The sequence below is a fragment of the Parolsenella sp. genome, from assembly GCF_982402205.1.
In genome coordinates, this window is the sequence record NZ_CEVYAT010000084.1 from 1 (window position 1) to 6,971 (window position 6,971).

7 protein-coding genes are annotated in these 6,971 nt (G+C 61.1%); 2 read left to right on the plus strand and 5 right to left on the minus strand.

The features are described from left to right. Positions 1-296 (minus strand): hypothetical protein (locus AC1VTH_RS05520; protein ID WP_481335146.1); only part of this gene is annotated, 296 nt, incomplete at its 3' end. Beyond that, on the minus strand, positions 283-1,908 hold the full coding sequence (locus AC1VTH_RS05525) for a class I SAM-dependent DNA methyltransferase (RefSeq protein ID WP_481335147.1): 1,626 nt from the start codon (positions 1,906-1,908) through the stop codon (positions 283-285). The genes AC1VTH_RS05520 and AC1VTH_RS05525, both read right to left, overlap by 14 nt. Positions 1,909-2,104: 196 nt before the next feature. On the opposite strand from AC1VTH_RS05525, the gene AC1VTH_RS05530 reads away from it, so the two are divergent. Together AC1VTH_RS05530 and AC1VTH_RS05535 are read left to right on the plus strand one after the other, a co-directional pair. Continuing rightward, a complete protein-coding gene (locus AC1VTH_RS05530; RefSeq protein WP_481335149.1) occupies positions 2,105-3,091 on the plus strand; it encodes a restriction endonuclease in 987 nt (328 codons plus the stop codon). A gap of 158 nt (positions 3,092-3,249) precedes the next feature. Further along, positions 3,250-3,927: a DUF3800 domain-containing protein gene (locus AC1VTH_RS05535; RefSeq protein ID WP_481335150.1), complete on the plus strand. Its 678-nt coding sequence runs from the start codon at positions 3,250-3,252 to the stop codon at positions 3,925-3,927. Between the two features lie 807 nt (positions 3,928-4,734). Here the strand turns inward: AC1VTH_RS05535 and AC1VTH_RS05540 are convergent. The 3 genes from AC1VTH_RS05540 to yedF all read right to left on the minus strand — a co-directional run bounded on the left by AC1VTH_RS05540 (position 4,735) and on the right by yedF (position 6,908). Then, positions 4,735-5,904 carry an aminotransferase class V-fold PLP-dependent enzyme gene (locus AC1VTH_RS05540; protein WP_481335151.1) on the minus strand — a complete coding sequence of 390 codons (1,170 nt, stop codon included), beginning with the start codon at positions 5,902-5,904 and terminating at the stop codon, positions 4,735-4,737. Positions 5,905-6,027: 123 nt separating this feature from the next. Next, complete coding sequence (locus tag AC1VTH_RS05545; RefSeq protein ID WP_481335152.1) at positions 6,028-6,273, minus strand: putative Se/S carrier protein; 246 nt, start codon at positions 6,271-6,273, stop codon at positions 6,028-6,030. Between the two features lie 11 nt (positions 6,274-6,284). Continuing rightward, positions 6,285-6,908, minus strand: a complete 624-nt coding sequence (gene yedF, locus AC1VTH_RS05550) for a sulfurtransferase-like selenium metabolism protein YedF (RefSeq protein WP_481335153.1) — start codon at positions 6,906-6,908, stop codon at positions 6,285-6,287. Positions 6,909-6,971 lie beyond the last annotated feature (63 nt).

The window sequence follows — 6,971 nt, forward strand, 5'->3', positions numbered from 1 at the left end:
ATCTCATCCACCGCGGACACCTCAAATGTTTGATAAGCAGGCGACACGATGAACGAATCAGACTCCGTGCTGAGCCCAATCCGAATACAAACGTCCCTGCCCGTCTGCATACCACTAAATGCAAAACGGCCCTTTCGGATGACCTTGTACTTTGTTTCATCAAGCCCATCCGTATTCGCAGCAGTCGGCATGAATCGCTTGTTGATATTGAGCCCACGAAAATCTCTAGACCCGGTACTATTCCTCTCATCTACGAGTTCGACAAGCTCCCCTAGCTTCACTTTACGCAATGCCATAGCCGATACCTTCAAACGCGTCTTCGAGCATCTTCTGCGACGCCTTCTCAGCAGCCAGCACCTCACGCATCTCATTCTGGATGCGGTTCATCTCAACGTCGAAGTCAATGTCGAGATCATGGTCAACGAACTCGATGTACTTGCTCGGAGTAAGCACGTAGCCCCTGCTCTCGAGCGTCACCTCGTTGGGGTCATCGCTCCTGAGCCTTACGCTCTTGCAGAGCTCGGGGACGTCCTTATACCCACCACCGACATCCTGCCAGGAGTCATAGATGCGCTTAACCTCGGCGATCTGTTCGGGTGCAAGAATCGTCTTCTTCTTTTTCTTGTTCTTGTCCATCTTATACATGGCAGTGTTGTCGTCCCACGTACGCAAATCCATGAACAGTACCTCATTGTGGCGGTTGCGAAGTATGCGCTCGCCCTTGACGCCACCCCTCTTGTTCATATTCAAAATCCACAGCGTCACCGAAATGTCGGTGGTATAGAACATGTCGCGGGGCAGTACGATGATGGCCTCAACCTTGTCGTTCTCCAGTAGCTTCTGGCGAATCATGGACTCGTTGGCGTCGTCCGTACCCAATGCACCGTTGGCAAGCAGGAAACCGGCAACGCCATGGTTTACATCAAGCTTAGACAGAATGTGCAGAATCCAGGCATAGTTGGCGTTTGCTACAGGAGGAACGGCTCCGTAGCCCCTCCAGCGCGGGTCATGCGTTAGCTCGTCCGCGCCACGCCAGTTCTTAAGGTTGAACGGCGGGTTTGCCATCACGTAGTCAACCTTCTTGTCAGGGTGCTGGTCTGCGGTAAAGGAGCTCGCGGCCCTCTCGCCCAGGTTGTTGGAGATGCCGCGGATGGCAAGGTTCATCTTACACAGGCGCCACGTATCCTCGTTGAGTTCTTGGCCCACAACGGAGATGGCCGAACGGTTGCCGTGATGCTCCTCGACGAACTTGTGAGACTGAACGAACATGCCGCCGGAGCCACAGCAGGGGTCATAGACAACACCCTCGAACGGCTCAATGAGCTCGGCGATGAGCTGTACCACGCAGGCTGGGGTGTAGAACTCGCCGTCTTCCTTAGAGGAGCCCACGGCAAAGGCCTGCAGGAAGTACTCGTAGGTGCGGCCAATAAGGTCTTCCTCGTGGAAGCGGTCCTGACTGATCATGCCAATGGCGTCGATGAGCGCCTTGGTGGAGCGTATGTCGGCGGTAAGAGTTGCAAAGAGGCCCAATGGAAGTGCACCAACAAGCGCCGGGTTATTGTCTTCGGCTAGTTTCATCGCCGCATCGATCTTGATGGCAATATCGTTGTCTGCCGCATGGGCCACGAGGTAGTCCCATCGCGCCTCTTCGGGCAGGTAGAAGACGTTCTTTGCGTTATAGAACGACGGCTTCTCGAGGAAGGCGGGAATGTCACCGTATTCTTCGATGATTTCCGTGCGACGCGTCTGGAACTTATCACCTGCGAACTTGAGAAAGACCAGGCTGATGACGGCATCACGGGTCTTCTCCATGCTGGCCACGCCACGCAGGGCAACACGGCAGTTCCACAGCGCGTCCTCGAGCGAGAGTTCCTTCTCTTTACTCTTTTTCTTAGCGGTGCGTGCCATAAGCGATCTTCCCATCTAACGCCAGGTAAAGTCCAACATTTTGCCAATACAAGCAGTTATGCAAGTATAACAACAGCAAAACGGGACACATTTTTTGCTCGGGATATAACGGCCTGTGCTCTCGTCCCGCGCACGTCGCCTCAAGCAAAGCTGATCTCCATGCGATAATGCTCAAAAACACCGGAAGGCAGGGCACATGGGAGCATGGATTATCCGGGCAGGCCGCGGCGGCATCTACGCCGAGGACTGGGCAAGTCGCGGCATCGTCGGCATCGGCTGGGACTTCAACGGCGTGGACATCGCCGCCATGTCTAAGGACGACATCCGCAACGCCTATACCAACCTGCATCCCGGCGAGAGCCGCGGTAAGGTCGCCGCAGCTGTTGGCCAGATAGCCCACTTTGCCCACGACATGAGCAAGGGCGAAACCGTGGTCATGTATGACCCGGGTTCGCGTCGCTATCACATCGGCAAGATCACGGGAAACTGCCTCAAGGCTCCCAGCGATGACGGCGTCGAGTACACGCGAACGGTTACCTGGACAAAGACGGCTCCGCGCGATGCGCTTTTCCAGACGTCTAAGAACTCGCTCGGCGGCATTCAGACCATCTTTGCCGTCTCCGACGAGGTCATGGCGGATCTAAACCGCGCTGCCACGTTGAAGGCCACCGCTCCGGCGCCCTCCCCCGATGAAGAGAGCCCCGCCGACGACGAAGCGCGCTACGCCACCTATGACGACGGCATCGAGCGCATCAAGGACCGGGCGCTCTCCCTTGGCTGGGACGAGATGGAGCAACTCGTAGCCGGCCTCTTGCGCTCCATGGGCTACCACGCCGAGGTCACTCCCAAGGGGCCCGACGGCGGGCGCGACGTCGTAGCCTCGCCCGATCCTCTCGGCCTGGAGTCGCCGCGCATCATCGCCGAGGTCAAGCACCGCAAGGGCCCCATGGGCGCTCCGCAGGTCCGCGCGTTCATTGGCGGCCTTCGCGCCGGCGACCGCGGGCTCTACGTGTCTACGGGCGGCTTCACCAAGGAAGCCCGCTACGAGGCCGACCGCGCCAACGTGCCGGTGCGGCTGCTCGACCTCGACGGGCTCGTGAAGCTCTACGTTGGCTCCTACGACAAGGCCGACGAGGAGACACGCGCCCTTCTCCCCCTCACCCGCATCTGGTGGCCGGCGTAGGGAAGCTGCCCGGGTTGAGTAGTCCCTCCCCATTCCTCTAGATATCGCAAGCCCTTGCGGCGCTGGCTCTGGATTTGCCATACAGGGGCTGGTGGCTGTTCCAGCTACCTCCAAGTGCCGGGGGCCTATCCCCCGGCTTTTTTCTTATAGGAGGTGACATGGCGCGAGACCTAAGCATATTTGTTGACGAGAGCGGTAATCGAGGCGGAAAGGCTCGTTATTATCTGCTCACGCTCGTAATACATGATCAAACAAACGGAATAGCCGATAAAAGTGCGCGCTACGAGCAGTCACTTCGCGACTCTAACCTCCCAAACATACCGTTCCGCTCCGAGTCCCTGCTAAACGGGCATTGGCCCTATCAGGGAATCGACATTCGGGCTCGCAAGAAAATGCTGTACTCATTCAACATCTTGGCCCAGCGCCTTCCCATTTCCTACAGCACGTTCATCTACCGCAGGAGTGAATTTAGCGACCTCAACAAGCTCATGCTTAGAATGAAGCGCGACGTCTCAGACCTTCTCTTCGACCACCTAGATTTCTTCCAGGAGTTTGACGAAGTGAAGGTCTACTACGACAACGGGCGGGACATCGTCAAGCAAGCGCTCGACCAGTCGATTGGTTTTGTTCTATCGAAGGGCGTCGTAGAGCGCCGCAAAACCTCGATGATTGATTACCGTCTTGAACAAGTGGCGGATTATCTCTGCACAATCGAATTGGCAGCGGTCAATTACGGGGCGGGAGAAGCCGGCGAGACTTACAATATATTCTTTGGCAAATTCGGCCCCTTTAAGAAGAACTGGCTCAAGCAAGCGCGTCGAAAGAGGATTAATTAGGCACCCGAAAGCCCCATCCCGCTCGCCGAATTCGTCGTCGCGCACGCAGCCCCTGGCCTCACGGAAACCACCGAGCGTCACACGCCTTGCAAGAAGTTACGACCATACTCGTAACTTTTCGCGATTTGCCGATAGTTACGACCATACTCGTAACTATTCCTGGTTCTTGGATAGTTTCGACTATGGACGAAACCGTGCAGCGTCAGACGCGTCTTTATCATGGATGCCTCTACATGTCGCAGAACGGCGTGGATACAGTCAACATCGTGGACCGGTTGCTGGGACGTAGAGCACAGCGGGGCTGGAGCCTGTGGCGGTCGGGTCCGGGCAGGCGGACCCCGCGCCTGCGGCAATTGGCCTCAGAGTGGGCGGCGCCTTGCGGTCGCGATGGTTGCTTGACACAAGGGTTTGTCCGCGTTGCGAGCGCTCCCAATTATTCGCGGTGACGAAAATGTCAGTGTAAACGGTTTCTGGTGCAGTAGCCATAAATTAGCGGATAGGTTTGGACGCTCCCTGCGGTCTCAGACGGCATCGGCAGGACTGCCCTCGCTCTCATTTGGCCTATTTTTGTACGGATTCGTACCATATGAAGCCTTCACGGACCAATCGGGCCATCGCAGCTGCACCTGAAACCGGTTTCACTGACAATCACAGACGGACGAACTTGTTACGCGCCTCTCCAGGCAAGGATACGGCCATCCCAACACCGCCACAGCACCGCGTCGAGCTGCACAAAACGGGCAGCTACCAGAGCACCCCGCAAAATGGGACGATAAAGCTACGGGCTAATTTGTCCCATTATGTGTGTTAGCCGCGGGCGATCTCGGTAATGGCGTCGATGGCGGCGTCAATCTCGTCGGCCGTGGTGAACCAGCTGGTGGAGAGGCGCACGATGCCCTGCTCGACCGTGCCCAGGGCCTGGTGCATGAGCGGGGCGCAGTGGGCGCCTGGCCTCGTGGCGATGCCCCAGCCTTCCATGAGCATGTCGGACACCTCGGCCGAGTCCACGCCCTCAATGTTGAGCGCCACGATGCCCGCGCGCGGCGCGTCCGCCGCCACGAGCCCGGCGTCGCGAGCCGCCCAGTCGCCGTAGACGGTGATGCCCGGCACGTCACGCACACCTTCGTAGAGTCTGCGCGCGCAGGCCAGCTCGTGCGCGCCCGCGGCCGCAACGCCGCCATTCTTCGCGATGTAGTCGATGCCGGCGGCAAGGCCGGCGAGGCCGTGGCCGTTCAGGGTGCCCGCCTCGAGTCTGGTGGGCCAGCCCAGGGGCTGCTCGGCATCGAAGCTGTGCACGCCCGTGCCGCCCACGTTCCACGGCGCCACGTCGACGCCCTCGGCCACCGCCAAACCACCCGTGCCCTGCGGGCCCATGAGCGCCTTGTGGCCCGTGAAGCACACCACGTCGATGCCCTGCTCGGCCATGTTGATGGGCATGATGCCCGCGGCCTGCGAGGCGTCAACGATGACGAGCGCCCCCGCCGCATGGGCCAGGGCGGCCACGGCAGCCACGTCGACGGCGTTGCCCGTGACGTTGGAGGCGGCCGTCACCACCACGGCGCGCGTGCCGGGCACGACGAGGCGCGCGAGCTCGTCCATGTCCAGCCGGCCGTAGGCGTCGCAGCCCGCATGGTCCAGCCGCACGCCCCTCTCGCGCACGAGGCGGTTCAGGGGCCGCAGCACCGAGTTGTGCTCGAGCACCGTGGCGACCACGTGGTCGCCCTGGCCCACCAGGCCGTTGATGGCACAGTTGAGCGCCGCCGTGGAGTTGGGGGCAAAGGCCACGTGGTCCGCGCGGGAGCATCCCAGCAGCGCCGCCACGCGCTCGCGGCAGCCCATGATCGAGCGCGCCGCGTCGAGCGAGCTCGCAGACGCCCCACGCCCCGCGTTGCCCATCGTGTGCATCGCGGCGACCACCGCGTCGATGACGGCCTGCGGCTTGGTTATCGTGGTGGCGGCATTGTCCAGGTAGATCATGGGCTCTCCCCCAACGCAGGGGCGGCGGCGCGCGGCCAAACCAGCCACGGGCGTCGCCCAACAAAACCTGCAAGCGGCGGCGCGCGACCCACATGGCCGCAGGCACCGTCGCCCGCACATCAACTATTTAACGAACTCGAGCATCTCGATGACGTCCATGCCCTCCACGGCGACGCCCGCCGCGTCGAGGGCGCTCGCGAGCACGTCGCGGTCCTGCGGCGCCGCCTTCCAGGCGAGGCCGCAGCCGGCAGAAATCTCTCCCGGCACGGGAATCATGCGCCCGGGCAGGCCCTGCTCGCCACAGAGCTGCTCGCAGGCCATCGCCGCCGCCGTGGTGGGAAACGTCACCACGAGCGCCGGCTTGCGCACGCGCGGCACGCCTACGGCCTCACGACGTTGGTGGCGCTCGTGAGCTTGTCGGCAATCACGTACATGTTGGTGACCTCGCCCACCGCGAGCTTGTCGGTGATGCCGTAGTGGTCGAGGCAGGTACCGCAGGTGAGGATCTCGACGCCGGCGTCGGCCAGGTTCTTGAGGTCCTCGAGCGAGGCGGAGCCCTCGCAGGTCACGCGGGCGCCGGAGTTGTAGAAGAGCATCGTCTTGGGGAGCTCGGGCAGCTGCGTGAGCGAGAAGATGAAGCCCTTGAGCAGCTTGTGGCCCAGCTCGTCGTCGCCAATGCCCATGGTGTCGGCCGCGATCTGGATCACGACGTTCTTCTCGACCGGGGCGGCGCAGGTAGCGGCCTCGGGCTCGCCCTCGGCGACCTCGACGGCGTGGTCGGTCGTCGTGGTGGTGTGCCACTCCTTGTCGCCCGTCTGCTCGGAGGCAAAGGCGCAGCCCTTGGAGGCAGCCATGCGCGAGAGGTTCTCGACGGCGACCTTGTTGTCGACGATCGTCTCGACCTCGCCGGCTCCGCCCAGGGCGCCCAGCGCCTTGAGGGTCTTCACCACGGGGATGGGGCACGCGTCGCCGCGGGCATCGATGACAAGCTTGTTCTCGCTCATGTTGCTATCCCTTTCTGTGGGGCGCGGGCCGGGATGGTCTGCGTCGTTGTTGCTGTTGTTGGG

Coding starts and splice junctions, on each gene's coding strand:
- AC1VTH_RS05530 (WP_481335149.1), top strand. CDS start 2,105: ATGGGAGCATGGATTATCCGGGCAGGCCGCGGCGGCATCTACGCCGAG.
- yedF (WP_481335153.1), bottom strand. CDS start 6,908: ATGAGCGAGAACAAGCTTGTCATCGATGCCCGCGGCGACGCGTGCCCC.
- AC1VTH_RS05540 (WP_481335151.1), bottom strand. CDS start 5,904: ATGATCTACCTGGACAATGCCGCCACCACGATAACCAAGCCGCAGGCC.
- AC1VTH_RS05535 (WP_481335150.1), top strand. CDS start 3,250: ATGGCGCGAGACCTAAGCATATTTGTTGACGAGAGCGGTAATCGAGGC.
- AC1VTH_RS05525 (WP_481335147.1), bottom strand. CDS start 1,908: ATGGCACGCACCGCTAAGAAAAAGAGTAAAGAGAAGGAACTCTCGCTC.